General features: G+C 62.3%; 19 protein-coding genes and 2 pseudogenes. 4 read left to right on the top strand and 17 right to left on the bottom strand.

Annotated features, from left to right (window positions below; genetic code table 11):
- Nucleotide 1: 1 nt before the first annotated feature.
- The 5 genes from BLQ58_RS06805 to BLQ58_RS06785 are packed head-to-tail and all read right to left on the bottom strand — an operon-like array spanning nucleotide 2 to nucleotide 3740.
- The gene (locus tag BLQ58_RS06805; RefSeq protein WP_092595793.1) at nucleotides 2–1159 is read right to left on the bottom strand and encodes a phage tail-collar fiber domain-containing protein; all 1158 of its coding nucleotides are present in this window, start codon (nucleotides 1157–1159) and stop codon (nucleotides 2–4) included.
- The gene (locus tag BLQ58_RS06800; protein ID WP_092595791.1) at nucleotides 1156–1860 is read right to left on the bottom strand and encodes a phage tail protein I; all 705 of its coding nucleotides are present in this window, start codon (nucleotides 1858–1860) and stop codon (nucleotides 1156–1158) included. Before BLQ58_RS06800 ends, BLQ58_RS06805 begins: the two co-directional genes overlap by 4 nt.
- Nucleotides 1853–2767: a baseplate J/gp47 family protein gene (locus BLQ58_RS06795; protein WP_092595789.1), complete on the bottom strand. Its 915-nt coding sequence runs from the start codon at nucleotides 2765–2767 to the stop codon at nucleotides 1853–1855. The genes BLQ58_RS06800 and BLQ58_RS06795 overlap by 8 nt, the downstream gene beginning before the upstream one ends.
- Nucleotides 2764–3126 (bottom strand): GPW/gp25 family protein, encoded by a 363-nt coding sequence (locus BLQ58_RS06790; RefSeq protein WP_092595787.1) that lies wholly within the window; start codon nucleotides 3124–3126, stop codon nucleotides 2764–2766. The genes BLQ58_RS06795 and BLQ58_RS06790 overlap by 4 nt, the downstream gene beginning before the upstream one ends.
- A complete protein-coding gene (locus BLQ58_RS06785; RefSeq protein ID WP_092595785.1) occupies nucleotides 3123–3740 on the bottom strand; it encodes a phage baseplate assembly protein V in 618 nt (205 codons plus the stop codon). The genes BLQ58_RS06790 and BLQ58_RS06785 overlap by 4 nt, the downstream gene beginning before the upstream one ends.
- Nucleotides 3741–3873: 133 nt before the next feature.
- On the opposite strand from BLQ58_RS06785, the gene BLQ58_RS28705 reads away from it, so the two are divergent.
- Nucleotides 3874–4863, top strand: coding sequence for an HNH endonuclease (locus BLQ58_RS28705; RefSeq protein ID WP_139186068.1), 990 nt, complete (start codon nucleotides 3874–3876; stop codon nucleotides 4861–4863).
- Nucleotides 4864–5255: 392 nt separating this feature from the next.
- Complete coding sequence (locus BLQ58_RS06770; RefSeq protein WP_092595780.1) at nucleotides 5256–5564, top strand: hypothetical protein; 309 nt, start codon at nucleotides 5256–5258, stop codon at nucleotides 5562–5564.
- 159 nt (nucleotides 5565–5723) lie between these two features.
- Here the strand turns inward: BLQ58_RS06770 and BLQ58_RS06765 are convergent, their stop codons facing one another.
- The 11 genes and pseudogenes from BLQ58_RS06765 to BLQ58_RS06715 all read right to left on the bottom strand — a co-directional run bounded on the left by BLQ58_RS06765 (nucleotide 5724) and on the right by BLQ58_RS06715 (nucleotide 12094).
- Nucleotides 5724–6185: a phage virion morphogenesis protein gene (locus BLQ58_RS06765; protein ID WP_092596448.1), complete on the bottom strand. Its 462-nt coding sequence runs from the start codon at nucleotides 6183–6185 to the stop codon at nucleotides 5724–5726.
- Complete coding sequence (locus BLQ58_RS06760) at nucleotides 6182–6622, bottom strand: phage tail protein (RefSeq protein WP_092595778.1); 441 nt, start codon at nucleotides 6620–6622, stop codon at nucleotides 6182–6184. The genes BLQ58_RS06765 and BLQ58_RS06760 overlap by 4 nt, the downstream gene beginning before the upstream one ends.
- A pseudogene (locus BLQ58_RS06755) lies at nucleotides 6619–7126 on the bottom strand (hypothetical protein). The gene BLQ58_RS06760 and the pseudogene BLQ58_RS06755 overlap by 4 nt, the downstream one beginning before the upstream one ends.
- Complete coding sequence (locus BLQ58_RS06750) at nucleotides 7123–7929, bottom strand: N-acetylmuramidase domain-containing protein (RefSeq protein WP_092595776.1); 807 nt, start codon at nucleotides 7927–7929, stop codon at nucleotides 7123–7125. Before BLQ58_RS06750 ends, BLQ58_RS06755 begins: the two are co-directional and overlap by 4 nt.
- A complete protein-coding gene (locus BLQ58_RS06745; RefSeq protein ID WP_092595774.1) occupies nucleotides 7907–8254 on the bottom strand; it encodes a phage holin family protein in 348 nt (115 codons plus the stop codon). The genes BLQ58_RS06750 and BLQ58_RS06745 overlap by 23 nt, the downstream gene beginning before the upstream one ends.
- Nucleotides 8251–8640, bottom strand: coding sequence for a putative holin (locus tag BLQ58_RS06740; RefSeq protein WP_092595772.1), 390 nt, complete (start codon nucleotides 8638–8640; stop codon nucleotides 8251–8253). The genes BLQ58_RS06745 and BLQ58_RS06740 overlap by 4 nt, the downstream gene beginning before the upstream one ends.
- 59 nt (nucleotides 8641–8699) lie before the next feature.
- Nucleotides 8700–8870: pseudogene (locus BLQ58_RS29410) on the bottom strand (tail protein X); the annotation flags it as partial.
- The gene (locus tag BLQ58_RS06730; protein WP_092595768.1) at nucleotides 8870–9337 is read right to left on the bottom strand and encodes a head completion/stabilization protein; all 468 of its coding nucleotides are present in this window, start codon (nucleotides 9335–9337) and stop codon (nucleotides 8870–8872) included. The pseudogene BLQ58_RS29410 and the gene BLQ58_RS06730, both read right to left, overlap by 1 nt.
- 120 nt (nucleotides 9338–9457) lie before the next feature.
- Complete coding sequence (locus BLQ58_RS06725) at nucleotides 9458–10189, bottom strand: phage terminase small subunit (protein WP_092595766.1); 732 nt, start codon at nucleotides 10187–10189, stop codon at nucleotides 9458–9460.
- On the bottom strand, nucleotides 10186–11211 hold the full coding sequence (locus BLQ58_RS06720; RefSeq protein WP_092595764.1) for a phage major capsid protein, P2 family: 1026 nt from the start codon (nucleotides 11209–11211) through the stop codon (nucleotides 10186–10188). The genes BLQ58_RS06725 and BLQ58_RS06720 overlap by 4 nt, the downstream gene beginning before the upstream one ends.
- Before the next feature lie 31 nt (nucleotides 11212–11242).
- Nucleotides 11243–12094 (bottom strand): GPO family capsid scaffolding protein, encoded by an 852-nt coding sequence (locus tag BLQ58_RS06715; protein ID WP_092595762.1) that lies wholly within the window; start codon nucleotides 12092–12094, stop codon nucleotides 11243–11245.
- A 137-nt stretch (nucleotides 12095–12231) separates the two neighbouring features.
- Between BLQ58_RS06715 and BLQ58_RS06710 the strand changes: the two genes are divergently transcribed.
- Complete coding sequence (locus tag BLQ58_RS06710; protein ID WP_092595760.1) at nucleotides 12232–14013, top strand: terminase ATPase subunit family protein; 1782 nt, start codon at nucleotides 12232–12234, stop codon at nucleotides 14011–14013.
- Nucleotides 14010–15038, top strand: a complete 1029-nt coding sequence (locus BLQ58_RS06705) for a phage portal protein (RefSeq protein WP_092595758.1) — start codon at nucleotides 14010–14012, stop codon at nucleotides 15036–15038. Before BLQ58_RS06710 ends, BLQ58_RS06705 begins: the two co-directional genes overlap by 4 nt.
- Before the next feature lie 51 nt (nucleotides 15039–15089).
- On the opposite strand, the gene BLQ58_RS28700 is transcribed toward BLQ58_RS06705, so the two are convergent.
- A complete protein-coding gene (locus BLQ58_RS28700; RefSeq protein WP_139186067.1) occupies nucleotides 15090–16919 on the bottom strand; it encodes an ATP-binding protein in 1830 nt (609 codons plus the stop codon).
- Between the last annotated feature and the right edge of the window lie 123 nt (nucleotides 16920–17042).

Raw genomic sequence — 17042 nt, 5'->3', positions numbered from 1 at the left:
GTCAGAGTACCTTGTTGCCATAAAACGCAAATGCGTTGTAGTTGCCGCCGCGAATGCGGACAGTGCCATGCCCGGACGGAATGCTGCCGTTGTTTTTCAGGACGAACCTCACGGTAGCCATTGCTGAAAAGACCCGCACAACGAACGGCGACTGGTTATAGGGCGAGGGATTGACCTGTGGCACGTTGGTGAAGCCGGATTCACCGATCCCTGCGTCAAATTGCGCGAAGCACGTGAGGTAGTAGGAGCCGTGGCTGTTCTCAATTTCGAAGCCGCAGTTGTAAGGCGCGATGACATAAACACCGCGCGCCAGCTGGATCTGAGGGGTACGCAATTCGTTGGCGATCCCAACTTCCACTGTGACGCCGACAGCGGCGTAGGCCGCACGATCGCTGGGTAGCGTGGCATTCCAGCGCCATGGCGACCAGGCGCCATCGGCATTGCGCGTGCGCACGAACAGCTCGCCGCTTCTTGACTGGCATAGTTGGGACACCCACTGCGAGTCCTCACGCCAGACCTTCATGACACCTGCGTCACTCGGCGCGTTTGGATTCGCGCTGGAGTAGAAGTACTCGCCGGGCGTCACCAGCGCGTTGAGGTCGCCCGCCGCCGCATTGGTCACGGCTAGATCCGCGCCCACACCTGCGGCCGTGCCCAGGACGGCGGGAAGGCTGGCGGCAGTGCATGCGCCAAATCGGTTGTCGACGTACTCGCGCGTGGCCAGCACGGCAGAAGCGTCGATCTTCAGCTCGACTTTGACTTGACCAGTGACCAGGACGACCAGTCGGATCACCTGCGTGCGGCCGGACCCTTCCGCCAGGCGCGGCTTGTACGTCTCCGGCAGGTTGCTGTAGTAGCAGAGCATGCCATCTTCGTCGTAGAGGCCGGCTTCGCGCATCCACCATCCTCCGACTTCGGCAGGGATCACCTGCTCGGCGATGTACTGGCCGGGGTTGTCCGGATCGGGCGACAGCATGTTCAGCGGTGCGCGGCGTTTTTCGTTGACCAAGGCGGAGCGCTGGCGGCTAGGCTCGGGCAAGGCACCGTTGCCATCGCCCACGGCCATGTGGGTCAGCCTAAATGGCTTGCCGAGTGCCTGGGCATTGGCGATGCGGGCTTCGCCGGCCGCAGTGGGCATCAGGAAATATCGTTGGGTCATAGCGACAGTTGGGTGACGGTGACGGTATCGGTAACGTGGAATGCTGCTCCCTGCGCCAGGCGCCCCGACACCTCGACGGGGCTGGTGGGGCCAGGGTGTACGGTGAGGGTGTCGATGACGTGAAACGCGCCGCCATGACGCAGGCCCCCACGGACTTCGACAGCGTGGGAGAGATTTGGATGGACGGTGATGATGTCGCCCAGGATTGGGGCGCCGCCAATCCGAAGGTGCCCACGCGTCTCCAGTTGCATGGTCAGCGCCGTGAGGTGCCGCGCCAGCGGCTTGGCATCATCAATGAGCCGAGCGATTTCCTCGTGAAGGTCTTCGGCCACGCCACGTTCACCGACTTCGACCTGTATGGCGAACGTGCCGCGACGGCCCACTGGATCCATCTCGTACCAGGGCACCAGCCGCACCCGGTAGCCAAGCGGCTCGATGGCGCGGCGGATGGCGCCGACCGTGCCCTTGCGTTGATGCACCAGGAACGCGGCGTCGATCACGGCGCGCTTGGTGGCTTCGGGCCAGTCGGGATCCCATCGGTCTACGGAGCGTTCCCAGGCGAGGAACGGCAGGACGGCGGTGGGGCAGGTGGCCGAGTCGCCAATATCCCGAATTGGGATCGGAATCTCCGCGATGGCCGCGCCCGCCGCAGCCAGGTTGCGCTCCAGCGGCGTGGCGTTGGGTGGCAACAGGCTACTCACGCGCGCCCCCGTCCACGATGTTCACGGCCGTGCAGTAGCCGGCCTGGGTGTCGTCCAGCGCCACGTCGACGTCCGGCAGACGGATCTCCACGCGCGATACGCCCTCGGCGAACAGGGCGTTGTTGATGGCAGATCGGTCGATGTCGCGGCCCAGGCGTCGGCTGGCTTTGCGATAGGCGTCGGCGCGCTTGCGCGACTCTGCCAGTACCAGTTCGCGTTCGGGGCCGTTGGTCTTGGTGTAGACCGTGGCGTCGATCTCGTAGCGCACGATACGCGCGGACTGGACGGTCAGGCGGTCGGCCATCGGGCGGACGTCCTCGTCGCTCAGGGCTGTTTCTACGTTGTGGAGCAGGTCCTGGCCGACTGTGCCGTCTCCCTCGATGCCGAGCACGGTGATCACCACTTCGCATGGTTCCGGGCTGGTGGCGCTGACATCGGCAATGCGGCCATCGGCGCTGCGCGCATGGAACTTGTATCCCTCGCGCGGTCCGGCGGTCGATAGACCTTCGAAGGCAAGTTGCGTGCGCTCGGTCAGGGAGTCGTCGTCTTCCATCACGGCGGCGGCGGGCGGCGTCGCGGCCGGGTTCGCCGGTGATACCACCAGGCGCCGGACGTTGTAGTTAGCCGCGATGTGTTCGAGATCCTTGCCTTCGGCGTAGGCCAGCATGCGAGCCCGCGCCGCGTCGTTGATGCGCTGGCGCAGCACGATTTCGAGGTAGGCGTTTTCCTGCAGCAGCTTCAGGGCCGGCTCGGATTCCAGCTGGAGCGCCTTGGCCACGGCGGCGCGCTGTTCGGGCGGGTGCAGGTCGATGTACCGCGCTCTACGCCTGGCGAGGATGGTTTCGAAGTCGAGCGTTTCGACCACGTCGGGCGCGGGCAGGCGGGACAGGTCAATCGGGGAGGTCATCGCTTGGCCTCTCGTACAGGGATGGAGAGCCTGCCCATGGCGCTGGCCCGCGCGCCGTCGATGCGATCCGCATCCAGGTCGACCACCATGCCGCCTGCGGCGTCCACGGAGAACCAGGCCGCGTTGACCTGTACCCGTGGCTCCCACTGGACGATGGCGGCCACGGACGCCGACATGACGCGCAGCCGCGTAATGTCGTTCAGCGGCTGATCGATCAGCATCGGCACGTCCGAGCCGTACCGGCGCCGCATGAGGCGCGTGCCGACAGGGGTGGTGAGGATATCGCGGATTGATTGCTGGATGTGGTCCAGATCCGCGATGGGGCCACCAGTGGCGCTGTTCAGGCCCTGGTATGTCATTGCGGACCTCCCGTGCGATCCCCGCCACGCCGCACGCCGCCGTGGTCGTGCTTGTGGACGACAACGCCGTTGGAGGACAGATCCCCACCCGAATGGGTGATATCGCCCTGAATGGCGTTGCCGTTGGCGCCGGCCTGGCCGGAGATGCCGTTTTGGTAGGAGAGCAGGCCGGTAACGGTGACGTCGCCTTCGAAGGTGGTGTTGGGGGATTTCACCAGGACGCTGGTGGCGGCTTCAATCGTGACCCGCTGGACGCCGATAAGCGTTAAGACGCCGGATGTGTGGTTGTAGCGCGTCGTCGCACCATCCGGATACAGCGTCACCGTTTCGTCGGGGCTGTGGCTGGGCGTGTCGTTGGTGTCGCACGGGATGCCGCAGAGGACGATGCCGTTGCGGAGGTCGCCGCTGGGGCAGAGCATGAGGACCTGTTCGCCGATGGTCGGCGGGTTCCAGGTGCGGGTGGAGCCGGCGCGGCGTTCGAGCCAGGGGAGCCAGTCGGTGGTCAGGCCGCCGGCTTGGACGCGGACGCGGGGTGGGGTGGTGTGCTGCAGCTCGGTGATGGTGCCGAGGCGCAGGAGGTTTTCGAGTAGGCGGAGGAGGCTGACGGAAGACATGACCGCCAGCGTGCCTCAGGCGCGCGGGGCTAGCATTGGTTGCGTGTTGTATGACGGAGCAAGACAACAAAGATGGGCGATAGAATGCGTCCTCAGAATAAATGCACTCGCAGATCCCCGAGGAGGTGACCACATGGCGAAAATGGATAGAGCAACGGACGAGCGGTTTACCGCCTTTTTGCGTGAGAAGGCAGCTGAAATCAAAAGAGATACTGGTTATCCGCCCAACCAGTTCATCAAGATGCTGAACGCCGATGGCGGCTACGCCACGGCGTGTAAGTTGCTGGCAGGAAAGTACCCTTCAGATGGCTTTGTCGAGCTTTCCAATAAGCACCGGCTGGATCTGAGTGTCGAAGCACTGGTGCTGGAAACTGAATGGATCGCCTACTTCGATGAACTTCTGTTGAAGGAAGCAGAACGAAAGCTCAAGGGCGCATACAAATTCGTTCGTTACCAGCCTGTGGGAGACAACAATCGCTGGCCAGTCGACGTGCTCGAAAAGGTAACTGCCGAACATTTGTTCGAGGCGGTCCGCCAGTTTAGGGAAGGTACCGCTCAACATGTGTTTGCACCTTCGACCGACTACGACCTGCTTACCGAGGATGGTCGGAGGTTTCCCCCGAAGGCCGTTTTTGGGGTCGCTCTATCGATGGCCCTAGGCGGTGAAACTGTTGAACCGAAGCACTTTTCGGGGGGCGAGTCGTCCGCTTGTTTTCGCATTTTGCGTGAAGCAGGCTATGTCGTGGTCCCCAAGGATTCTGTCGAACCTTCTCAGCCAGAGACGGATCCGGACAAGGAATGGCACGAAGGAAAGCCTCGGCTAGTGTCGCATCTCAAGCGAGAGAGAGCAGCAGGGCTATCAAAAGCAAAGAAGGCCCAGTTTCGTCGACTCCACGGAGCTTTGCGATGCGAGCGTTGTGGTTTCGATCCCGCGAAGCACTACGATGAGGAGCATGCCGAATCGTGTATCGAAGTGCATCACGCAGAAACTCACGTTAGCAAGATGGAGAGCGGGCATGTGACAACTCTCGATGACGTGCAGTGCTTATGCGCAAATTGTCACCGCGTCGTCCATAGCGTCCTGCGCGCTGAAACCGTACGCGCAAAGCGGGTCGGCAACTGAGTATTTTTGGTGCTGCGACGTGGAGTGACGGGCGAAGTGGTGTCGGCATGCCATTCTTGCTGGGGGTATTGGCGGAGGATTTCAAATGCGAAGATTTACCGGTGGCAAGAAGCGGTACCGCACAGCGACGTGCTCTCATCCGCGCGAGAGCAATTGCTCTGGAACTAGCAAATTGGACGTTCTTTCTAAGGATTCGGCGTGACATACATCTTGGCGACCACGGACGAAACGGTGCGGTGGTACAAGTTCAGATACAACGGTGACTTGGAACCGGGTCAGTTTGAGCTCTTGGACAAGCTGGAATTGAAGCAAGTCCCGCACTTTGCCGACAAGGAGACGGCCAAACTCGCGGCCCAAGCTCTCGGGCTGAAAACGTGGAGGTACGTGCGCATATGAGTAATCAGTTCTTCTTTATCGTGCTGCGGATCGAGAAGCTGGAAACCTCACTGTACGAGTGGGTGGCCGAGGCGGATTCGGGCGGGCCGCCTGCGCTGGATTCTGGCAATGGGACCAGCATCGAGGAATGTTTGCGAGATGCCGTTGGGATTCTCGGCGTGTCCCACGGAGTGGAACTCCGCTATGACGGATATTGCGCGGGTACGTTCGTCGGTGCCGAAGTGGCAGAGCGTCCCGCAGAGTTTGCCGCCAAGGCAGCTGCGGTCACGAAGTATTTCAAAGCAGTCCAGTTTGCTGCAGGCTGATGATCAGCCCGAGTCTTCCACAACGTCTACAAACGGCTTTCGATCAGCGATCTCAGATGGGCCTGACTCAGCGTCACAAGGAAGCCATCAAGTATCTCGAATGGCACCGCAAGCTGCTATTCGCTTCTGAGTAAAGCGCAGGCACGATGATCATTCGCATCAAAGGGTTTCGCGTGGCACGACATGGCTAAGTACCATGTCGGCCAACCGATCCACATCCCCCTCCGCGAACCCCAACAACTCCCGCCGCGCATACCTCACCTCAAGATTCCCCTTCCGATTCACCCGATCCCGCAACCCGTACTGGTGCACCGCCGCGATATTCCCGGCGTAGCCAGCAAACAACACCACCGCGCTGCCCGCATCCGACTGGGCCTTCATCGTCCGGGCCATCCTCAGCCGGGCGAACATCGTACGGCGCAGCCGGCCTTGCTTCTTCCTGAGCTGCGGCTTGCGCGGTTCGTAGGCCGACCCATCGGGGTTACGCTGCGCCGCAATCCGTGCGGTCTGGCGCCGCCGCAGTTCGGTGACGACCGCCCGCATCAGCGCCCGCCGTTGCCGAGCGTCCAGCGTCTGCACAAGGGCGCCGGCCCAGGTGGTCAGTTCGTCCAGATCTTTCATCGCGCGGGCAGCTTCCATCCGGACGGATCGTCGTATGGATCCACCGGCTCGTCCGCGTGGGTGACCTCATACCTCCCGTCGGCCACCTTCACGATCACGCGCTCAGTCAGCGGCAGCTTCACCAGCAGATCCACGCAGTCGTGATTCAACACGTCCGTTTCGAACTTGAAGCCATCCAGCCGTTTGTCGGGGTTCGTGAACAGCTCGGGCTGGTTCTCCCGCAGCCACGCCAGCACAGGCACGGTGATGGCGTCGGCACTGTCGGCGAAGTCGGTCACCAGCAGGCTAAGGGTGTACTGGTATTCGAAGGAGAGGGACTTCGCGCCGGTGGCCACCAGGCGGCCTTCCTCGACGAATAGGTGCAGCTTCTCGGGGTTGCGCTGCAGGTCGGGCACCGCCGCGGTGATGGCGGCTCGCAACTGGGCGGGTTTTTTCATGGTGCCGGTTCCGCGATGATGGTGACGTCCTGGGCGCGCAGTGTGTCCTGGAGCGCTGTCAGTTGGGCGGCGTTGGCGTGGCCGGTGGTGTAGTTGGTGGCGACGGTTGCGGCGACGGCAGAGAGTGGAACGCCTGAGGGGGCCGCATCAGGATCTCCGGGATGCGGATCGAGCATTGCACCGGCTGCGGCGGCGTTGTGCAGGCGGACAAAGCCAGCAGGCACACCAGGCAGCATCAGCCTCGACGGTGACATAGCGGGGTACCTCCTTGATGATGGTGTTGCCTTTGAGCCGGATGGTTTTGACGCGGTCTACGTAACGGATGACTTCGACCACGCCGACGTCGGTGCTGTCGAGTTGGGCGCGCAGCGATGCGACCAGCGTCTCGGCGGCAGTGGCGCGCTGCTGGGCGGCGCGGTACTGGCTGGTGAGCCACGCGCCAGCGCCAGCGATGCCGAGGACGGCCAACAGCGCGGCCAGGGCGATGTACAGGGTGCGGTTCATGCGGCCTCCCGATCTTCGGCCTCGTAGCGTGCGTAGGCGCGCGCCAGCCTGACGTCGTATAGGTTGTCCTTGTACGCCGGGCCGTTGTAGCCGGCGGCGAAGGTGGCCCAGCGGCGGGCTTTCAGCGCCTTGTGGAGCGCCGGGTCGGCCAGCACGAAGCGCACGAAGGCATCGAGTTGGTCCGCTTCGCTTTGGCGCATGGCGTCGGCGAACGTCTCGACGCTGGCGTAGCCCAGGCGCTCCCAGTGGTAGCCCATGACCTGGAACATGCCCCAGCTGGCCGACGCCAGCGCGCAGGCCTGGTTGATTTCCGCCGCGCGGGTCAGGCGCATGTGCTCGGCCGCCTTGCCCATGTAGCCTCCGCGCTTCGGGTTGACGATGTTCGGGTACTGGCGGGCCAGCGCATCGGCATCGAGGCCGAGCGCGCGTACCTGCCGGTACATGATGTGGCGCTCGAACAGGATGACCGGGCGGCCGTCCGGCAGGAAGCCGGGGCCGGCGCTTTCCACTTCGTTCACGGCGCGGACACTGGCCAGCGGCACTTCGAGCTGGGCGGCCGCGCGGCGCAAGTCGTCGGCGCCAAGCTGGCCGGGCTGCCGGCCGTCCAACTGCAGGGCAATCAGCGTTTTGGGACCGGCCAGGCCGTCCACGACCAGGCCGTAGCGGGCTTGGGCGGCCAGGACGGCTGCGACCGTCGCCCCGTCGAATTCGGCGGTCAGTTCGATTTGTGCGCCACGCGTGCGCAGCAGGCGCTGCAACTCGCGCACATCGGCGCCGACGTTACCGCGTCGCAGGATCGTCATGGCGGGATCTCCGGAGCAGGCGAAGCAGGAAGGAATCCCCATCGGCGGCGCGATCGAGCCCCGTGATGCGGAACAGTTCGACCACGTTGCCGCGCACGGCGTAGATGGCCAGGCATAGCACGGCGGTGATGCCGTTCTGAGCCAGCAGCGCCCATTCATAGCGACCGCAGAGTCCGCCGATGGCGCCGGTGCTGGTCAGCACGATCAGGCCATAGGCCAGGCGGGCTGCCCAGGGCCGGTGGACGCCACCGGCGCGGCGGAACAGCAGCAGCCGGACGGCGATCAACGCGCACAGCAGCGCCTGGAGGATGAACAGCAGCTTCATTTGCCACTCCTTTCATGGTGACCACGGATCAGGGACATCAGCCGGTCGCTGCGGTCGGCCAGCCGGATCAGCGCCAGCAGGAGCTTGACCAGGACGGCCGAGGCGACCAGGGCGCCGACGCCGTGGCTGACCTCGGTGTCGGACGGCAGCAGCCGCGCCAGCAGCGATGCGGCGAGCGGGGCGGTGAGCCAGCCCATGACGATCGACAGCAGCAGGAAGGCGACCTTCTTGCCGGTGGACAGCTCGTCCGAGTTCAGCGCGAAGACGGCGGCGCCAGCGAAGGCGCCCAGCACGGTGGCGGCGTCGACGCCTGGCAGCAGGGAGACGGCGCCGACGCCGGTTACCGCGAGGGCGGCGGTCGAGCTGGTGGAGATGGGTTCAGCCATGTTGGTCCTTGCTTGGTCCTTGGTGTCAGTCCCACAGCTGGGACGCGCTTCACATCCGGCTGGGGTGGCAGGTCGGGCAGGTTCACGACCGTGCCGTGGGGAAGGACCGGGCCGAGATCGGCCAGGCCCGGATTCGCTTCTAGGACCGCCTCGGTGATACCGGCGGTCTGGCCGTAGACGCGGTGGCAGATGGCGTCCACGGTGTCGCCCTGCATGGCGATGGCGCGCATCAGATCAGGTCCACGGTGCTGCGCTGGCGCCCGACGATGTCGCTGACAGCCCAGCGGGCGTCGCGGCGCAGGTCTTCCACCGCCTGCATCAGCGCCTCGGCCTTGCGGTCGCCGGCAGCGGTAGCGTCATAGTCCCGATAGCGTTCGATCAGACCGGCGCGGGCCTCGCAGTACACCGCGCGCAGGTATCGGTGGACGTGGGCGGGCTTGCCGTCGATCTTGTCGGTCGGTACGGCTTCGAGCCTGGCGTGGCCGGCGGTCTGCCGGGCGACCCGCCATGACGCCAGGTCTTCGTTCACCGACAGGATGGCCTCGACGAGCGCCGCGCGCAGGCGCCCCGCGGTGACGGTGCCGTCCTGGCGCATCGCGGCCATGGCGACGCTGACATCGATGTCGGGGAAGAAGCCGTCGTTGGCGATGACGGTCTGTCCGGGTGGCGCTGGCGCTTTGGCGAGGAACGAAGACATGGCTGGACCTGTTGGGGACAGTAGAGGCGATGGAGGCGGTGGACGGGGTGACTGTCGGTGCGGCGCGTGGCCTGGCCTTGGGCACCCCGTGCCGCCTGGTGCGCGGGGTCACGCTCGGGGTCAGCCGGATCCGTCGCCTGGCTTGTCTTCAGGCGGCGCGGCGGTGGCTGCGTTTCGGATCTCGCGCTCCAGGCGCTCGATGTCTTTCTTCACGCCTGACTTGTCGTGCAGCGTCAAGGCGCGTTGCAGATGAGCGAGGGCGGCCTGCCGGGCGCGCTGCTGCTGGTCGGCCGGCAGGGCGGGGATGCCGGTCAGGCTGCTGTAGCCGATGGCCTTGTGCAACTTCGCGCGCACCTCGTCGGGCATGTCTTCGCCTTCCACGAGTTGGGCGATGTCGGCCAGTGCGTCGGTATCCACGGGATCGCCGGCCTCGGCAGCCTTGATGGCCATGGTGGCGTACTCCTCGGCGATCAGGCAGGCGGTGGTCCGCTGGTACTGGTCGGGCATGGCCAGGCGGTGGCGGATGGCGTGTCGCGCCAGCGGCAGGGCGCCAGTGAAGTCGCCCACGTCGATGTGCCAGACCATGACGGTCATGAAGACTTCGTCCTGGACGGCGGCGTCGGCGGCGATAACGCCTTCGATCCAGGCCTGGTACTCGGGCAGCATCGTGCGCTTGGCGTCGGCCTTGCGCTTGATGGACTGGATCAGCTTCAGGGCGCGCTTGTGCTCGGCAAGCTGAGCCAGCATCAGCTCGTAGCCGGTGGCGTGGCGGAGCGGGTTGTCCGCTTCGGCATCAGCTGCGGAGCGTGCAGCGGCCATGCGGAGGAAGTGGCTGCGGGCAGGGCTGGTCATACGTCGACCACCTCGATGTTTTCGGCCATCGCCACGCATTCGAAGTCCTCGACCACGTAGGCGTCGTTGCTCGATTCGTAGTTCTCGATGCGGTCGCGTTTGGCGTTGTCGACGATGGTGCGGCGGCGGCTGCCCTCCTGCCAGTAGATCGACAGGTTGTCCAGGCGGGTCACGAGCAGGGCGTCCGGCGGGAAATACGGCACGCGGATGGCGGGCAGGTTGCCGATGCGCTTCTGGCTCATGATGATGTCTGTGGCCAGCTTTTCGGTCGGTTCCCGGTCGCGGTTGACTAGCGGGAAATACTTGTCGGCCAGCAGCTTGCGGCCACAGATGACTACTAGGTCCGGATCTTCGGCGTACCACGGCGCGATCAGGTTGTTGCACAGGTCGAAGACCAGGGCGTCGAGGCTGGCGTAGTCGCGGCCCGGTTCGCCATCGAAGCCGCCTACGACGATCTTGTCGGCCGCCTTGGCGCCGGTCATGACGCGCTCCTTTGCTTCCTTGCGCAGGTGTTCCAGCCAGCCCGTGTTCACGTCCTGCAGCATCGGATTCGCCTTGCGGTCGGACGTGGCAGCGCGGCCAATGCCGTGGAAGCCGATCATGATGCGGTCCAGTGCCTGGCGGCGCAGGATGGCGTCGCGCAGGCGCGTCTGGAAGTCTGGAAACTTGGCCCAGGTGTCCAGGCGCTGGTAGGTGATGTGCGTGTCGGAGTCGGTCTTCTCGCAGCGGTACTTGCGATTGTCGAGCGCGGCCAGATCGGTGGTCTGGCGTTCCTTCTTCGACGTATCCGTGGTGCTGGCCACGGGGCCGGATACGCCCAGGCCGACCTTCTCGCCCTCCAGCTCGGGCACGCCAATGATGTTGATCCGCGAAAGGAATTCGCTCGATTCCTGCACGCGGGTTTCCAGCTTCTGCTGGATGGTGGGCGCGACGCTGAACTTGCGGTCGACGCGGTCCACGTCGTTCAGTTCTGCGATGCGTTGTTCGTAGGCCGTGTACAGGCGGCGGGTGTCGTTGCGCATGGGATGGGCTCCGGAGGAATGGGGTGTCGGGTCAGCAGTCGGTCGAGGCGGCGGTGCTGCCGTTGCCCCCTGTGGCCGGTGGGCGGCGGCTGTACGACTCGGTCGAATCGAGCGCGGTTTTCAAGGTGGAGAACTCGGCCTTGTCTTTTTGCTGCTCGGACTGGATCGTGTCGACGCGACTGGCGATGGATTCCAGCGCCTGGGTGACCTTCGTGAAGGTGCCGCCCATCGCGTGGATCTCGCGGGCCAGTTGCTCGACGGCCTCGCGTGTGTCCGCGTGCTGCGCCTGGCTGCCGGCTTCGGACTTGTCGACGCAGCCGAACAGGCGCTTGATGGATGCGGCCAGGCCGTTGGTGGGCTGGGCAGGTTCGCTCGGATCGTCGGCGGTGAAGTCGAGTTCGACTTCGACGGCTTCGGAGAACAGGTTGTTCGGATCCTGCTTACGGTCGGCCAGCGGATTGACCTTGGCCTTGGCGCTGAATTGCAGCATCTCGCAGCCCAGGCTGGCCGGATTGTCCGTGACGGCCAGACCGGTCAGGTAGGCCTCGCCGGTATCCGCAAAATCGGGGTTCACCTCCATCGAGCAGAAGATTTTCTGGCGAGCTTTGGTGAGCGATACCAGTTCGGGCGTGGGGTCGAGCTGCGCGAAGAGCCGCATCTTGCCGTCTTGTTCTTCGGCTTTCAGGGCCAGGACGTCGCCGTAGGCCTGGAACATGCCCTTGGGGTCGATGCCGCGAATGTGTTCGAGGTTGATGCGGGCGCCGTACGTCTGCGGCGTATAGCTGGCGGCCATCTGCAGGAGCATCTGGCGGTCGATCACGCGGCCGTCGCTGGTGGCGCCTTCGGTGGCGATGCGGAAGAACTTGGGCTTGCTGCTGGCCATGGCTGTCTCGTCGGTGAATCAGTGGTGTTGCCATGGTGAGCAGGCGGACTCGCGCGGGCAACGTCGCGGTGTTGTTGGCGCCGGGCAGACAACATCGTCCGCGTGGCACGCGTGCGCGCGAACGGTAGCGTTGCGGCATGACTACGCTGCCGCCCATTTCCACGCATCAATTCGACCCGCAGATGGACCCGCGCCGCATTGCGCGCGGGCTCTACTGGCAGGGATACCGCGTCGCGCGCATCGCCGAGATGCTCGGCATCAAGGCCGCGACCGTGCATAGCTGGAAGCGCCGTGAGGCGTGGCACAAGGCGGACACGGTGGACCGCGTGGGCGCGAGCCTGGAGGCGCGGATGGCGCTGCTGGTGGCCAAGGACCAGAAGGAGGGCAAGGACTACAAGGAAATCGACCTGCTGGGCCGGCAGATCGAGCGGCTTGCGCGTGTGCGGCGTTATGAGGCCAGCGGCAACGAGGTCGACCTGAATCCCAAGGTGGCCAACCGGAACAAGGGCGCTCGGCGCAAGGTGGAGCGCAACGCGATTAGCGAGGCGCAGCAGGGCGAGCTGGTGGACGCGTTCATGGATTCGATGTTCGCGTATCAGCGACTCTGGTACGAGGCAGGCCTGGCCGAGCGGATCCGCAACATCCTGAAGAGCCGGCAGATCGGCGCGACCTGGTACTTCGCGCGCGAGGCGCTGGTCGATGCGCTGACCACGGGGCGCAACCAGATCTTTCTGTCGGCCAGCAAGGCGCAGGCGCACGTCTTCAAGCAGTACATCATGCAGTTCGCCAGGGTTGCCGTCGGGGTGGACCTGAAGGGTGACCCGATGGTGCTGCCGAACGGCGCCACGCTGTACTTCCTGGGCACCAACGCGCGCACGGCGCAGAGCTACCACGGCAACCTGTACCTGGACGAGTATTTCTGGATCCAGCGTTTTCAGGAGCTGCGCAAGGTGGCGTCGGGGATGGCCATCCATTCGAAATGGCGGCAGACATATTTCTCGACGCCTTCGAGCCTGGCGCATGAGGCGTACCCCTTCTGGTCCGGGGCGCTGTTCAATCGGGGGCGGAAGAAGCAAGACCACATCCGCGTGGATGTGAGCCACGCGAACCTGAAGGGCGGCCGGCGTTGCGCGGACGGGCAGTGGCGGCAGATTGTGACCGTGGAGGATGCGATTGCCGGCGGTTGCAACCTGTTCGACATCGAGCAGCTGCGCCTGGAATACAGCGATGCCGACTTCGAGAACCTGCTGATGTGCGGGTTTATCGACGATACGGCGTCGGTGTTTCCGCTGTCGATGCTGATGCGCTGCACGGTGGATAGCTGGGAGGTGTGGGAGGACTTCCGGCACTGGTCGCCGCGACCGTTTGGCAACCGGGATGTGTGGGTGGGCTATGACCCGAACGGTGGCGGCGGCGACAGCGCGGCGCTTGTGGTGGTGGCGCCGCCGCTGGTGGCCGGCGGCAAGTTCCGGGTGCTGGAGAAGCACCAGTTCCGCGGCATCGACTACGAGGAGCAGGCGGCGGCGATCAAGCGGGTGTGCGAGCGGTACAGCGTGGCGTACATCGGCATCGACCGGACGGGCATTGGCGATGCCGTGTTCCAGCTGGTCAGTAAGTTCCGGCCCGATGCGCGGGGCTTTACCTATTCCGTGGACGTGAAGACCGGCCTGGTGCTGAAGGCGCACGACGTGATCAGCAAGGGGCGGCTGGAATTCGATGCCGGGTGGACGGACTTCGCCGCGTCGTTCATGTCTATCCGGAAGACCACCACGGCTGCCGGGGGGCGGGTCACCTATCAGGCCGGCCGGTCGGAGGAAACCAGCCACGCGGATCTGGCCTGGGCCTGTATGCACGCCATCGCGCACGAGCCGTTGGAGGGTGTGACCACAACGAACACCAGCATTATGGAGATGTCATGAGCATGGGGAAATTTCGTCGGAAGGGTGGCACGGCGGCGCGCGCTGGCGCCGGGGCGTTGGAGGCGTTCACGTTTGGCGACCCGGTGGCCGTGCTGGATCGGCGCGAGCTGCTGGACTACGTGGAATGCCTGCGCGTGGGCGACTGGTTCGAGCCGCCGATGCCCTGGGAGGGGCTGGCGCGCACGTTTCGCGCGGCGGTGCATAACAGCTCGCCGATTTACGTGAAGCGGAACATCCTGGTGTCGACGTTCATCCCGCACAAGCTGCTGTCGCGGTCGGCGTTCGCGCGGTGGGTGCAGGATTTTCTGGTGTTCGGGAATGGATACCTGGAGCGGCGCGACAACGTGCTGGGGCGGCCGGTGGCGCTGGAGCCGGCCCTGGCAAAGTACATGCGGCGGGGGCTGGATCTGGACAGCTACTTCTTCGTGCAAAACATGCAGGACGTGCATCGGTTCAAATCTGGTAGCGTGTTCCACCTGATGGAGCCAGATATCAACCAGGAGGTGTATGGGCTGCCCGAATACCTGTCGGCGCTGAACGCGACCTGGCTGAACGAATCAGCGACGCTGTTCCGGCGGCGGTATTACAAGAACGGCAGCCATGCCGGGTTCATCCTGTACATGACGGACGCGGCGCAGAAGCAGGAAGACGTGGACGCGTTGCGCGAGGCGCTGAAGAACAGCAAAGGACCGGGAAATTTCCGGAACCTGTTTATGTATGCGCCTTCGGGCAAAAAGGACGGGATTCAGTTGATTCCTGTTTCCGAGGTGGCTGCCAAGGATGAGTTCTGGAATATCAAGAACGTGACGCGGGACGACCAGCTGGCCGCGCATCGGGTGCCGCCGCAGTTGATGGGGATTATTCCGGCTAATACTGGGGGATTTGGGGATGCTGAAAAAGCGGCTTTGGTTTTTGCGAGGAATGAGGTGAAGCCGCTGCAGGAGCGGCTGGCGGAGGTGAATGAGTGGGTTGGGGAGGGGGTGGTTAGGTTTGGGGGGTATGGGTTGAACGATCTGCCTGTTTAGGAAGTTGACATTGGGCGTGGGCGGTAAATACGCGCGTGGCTCTGCCTGTTCCTAACCAGCATCTGTACTGGCTGTCACGTTTTCATAAAGACCGATCATGTGGCTCTGATCGTGATACCAATCATGCGTGCCCGTCACAATATTTCTCGTTCGCCATAGCTCCGATTTGAAATCCTCATTCGATTTCACTCTGTCCAGCAGAACACATAATTGAGCAAAGCTCAAATGCCAGTTTGAGAAGAACATTCTCGTGGTGTCGGCGCCCAGTTTCGCAAGTCCCGCGCAAGAATTCCTCAGACTTTGTGCAATTTTGTTTGCTTGCGAAAACTGCTTTTTCATTACTCCGCTGTTGGTTGAAAAGTCAGCTCGCAAAAAGGCGTTCAACAGATGGTCCAAAATTATCCGGTCTTGGAGTGCGCCAAATTCCGGTAGGCTGATAGATATCCTCTCAACATGGCGGTTGTTGAGGTGTACTGTATGATTTAAATCACCATCTTTAAGCGTCAATGTGCCGTTGGATTTTAGTAATAGTTCGTGCCGAATGATTTGGCTTGCCGCATGCACTGCACCAAGAGCGAGATCCGTGAATAAGTGAAGATCGCTGCCGCTGCGAGCCAAATTTGTAAGAGTCTTGTTCTTTGTCTCTAAGAAAAACACCACGTCCTTGGTTTCGATTACGATGTCGCACTCTCCTTTCTCCAATCTTCCTTCATATACGGAAGAGTACTCTCCAGTATGCCAAGTTATGCCGTGAGCCGTCAGTTTTTCCCGGAGTAGGTGCTCGGCTTGGCGCCCGAGGTCGGCGTAAAAATTACTGTCGGCCCCGCTGGCAAATTGGAGAAGAGACGTTACGAAGGCGGGCCCGCAAATTGAAGGGGAAATGATCTGATAGGTCCCATTCTTTTGTTTCAGTAGAGGTCTGTCTTGAAAATTGACCAAGTCTACATTAGCGGCAAGAAGGTAATCCTTGTTTGCGGCATGTGGCTCATGAGCGAGCACTGTGTCAATTATCTTCCGTACAGTTGATTCCCTCATTTTTCTTTCTTGCGCTATCGATTTCGCGCTGAAAGGAATCTTGAAATTTCCGCGGCAATGTCGATCAATGATGAAGTCCGTCAATCGAATTACTTCGGCCACGCCAATCCCTCGAATGGTGGTGCGTGATGAAATATGCTTTCGCAGCAAGCCTTTATATAAAATTTTCGCGTCAGTAACTCTGAGTTGAAAGATGCTGAATAATGAGTCGTAGCGCACCGATCGCTGAAGAAAATTAATTATATTTTGGGTGTCAACGAACAGGGACGAGTATGGGTTGTATGGTTGGACCTCATGCAATGCGCTGTAGGCAGTGGAAAGGTGTTGAATTTTATCTAGTAGATTCAGATTTGTTTCTTTTGGTTCGAGATGCCAATGCTTTACGGCAAGGTTAATCAAATATCCAAAAGGCTGCTGGGGGTTTACTTGGTGATTCCATTGGCTTGTCTTTCTTACGAAGCGGTATCGTTGAAATCTGGGGTCGAATAGATGGTTAATTTGATGGAATACACAGTCCAATACTACGCGTCCGCCCACAGTTGCTACGAGCGAGTCGATGTCAGTTGCAAGTTTCCTTTCTTCGTCGTCGGATATTTTTAGCTCGCCTTCTGCGAAATTGATATCGTATCCGACTTTCTTAAGATATTGCACTGCCGTAGCCAAGGCTCGCTCATCCTCGCAGCTGCCTAGAACCGATTCATAGTTGGAGAAATGCGGTGAGCGCGGAGCACTACACATTAGCTCGAGTGCCTTTCGCCACTCCACGTGCCCCTGAATTTCGCCTTCAGGTTCACCCCTCAAATAATTGAGGATTAACTCGTGAGCAACGATTAAAGGACGTTGCACGTCCTCTTCACTGCATACTGATCGCAAAATAAGTTCTTTTCGTATCCTTGCTATTTGTTGTCGGATTGCGTTTGTGTCATGCGGGAAGCAGTTCCTGATTTTCTGGCTACGCTCGCGCGAATA

The sequence above is a fragment of the Ralstonia sp. 25mfcol4.1 genome (genome assembly GCF_900104095.1).
Classification (GTDB): domain Bacteria; phylum Pseudomonadota; class Gammaproteobacteria; order Burkholderiales; family Burkholderiaceae; genus Cupriavidus.
The sequence above is the reverse complement of the archived record's forward strand: the minus strand, read 5'-3'. Positions and strand labels throughout refer to the sequence as shown.